Origin of the sequence: Clostridium cuniculi (assembly GCF_004353185.1) — a bacterium.
In the GTDB taxonomy this organism is placed as follows: Bacteria; Bacillota; Clostridia; order Clostridiales; family Clostridiaceae; genus Clostridium; species Clostridium cuniculi.
Window position 1 is genome coordinate 1 of the sequence record NZ_SMUS01000133.1, and the last position, 429, is coordinate 429.

1 rRNA gene is annotated in these 429 nt (G+C 52.4%); it reads left to right on the forward strand.

The window, feature by feature from the left end:
- Positions 1–429 (forward strand): 16S ribosomal RNA (locus tag EJJ37_RS19935); the annotation flags it as partial.

A 429-nucleotide genomic window follows, 5' to 3' on the forward strand; every position in this document is an offset into this window, starting at 1 on the left:
GGGAGGCAGCAGTGGGGGATATTGGACAATGGGGGAAACCCTGATCCAGCGATGCCGCGTGAGGGAAGAAGGTTTTCGGATTGTAAACCTCTGTGGACAGGGACGATAATGACGGTACCTGTCAAGAAAGCCACGGCTAACTACGTGCCAGCAGCCGCGGTAATACGTAGGTGGCGAGCGTTGTCCGGAATTACTGGGTGTAAAGGGAGTGTAGGCGGGAAGGCAAGTCAGAAGTGAAAATTATGGGCTCAACCCATAACCTGCTTTTGAAACTGTTTTTCTTGAGTGAAGCAGAGGCAAGCGGAATTCCTAGTGTAGCGGTGAAATGCGTAGATATTAGGAGGAACACCAGTGGCGAAGGCGGCTTGCTGGGCTTTTACTGACGCTGAGGCTCGAAAGCGTGGGGAGCAAACAGGATTAGATACCCGA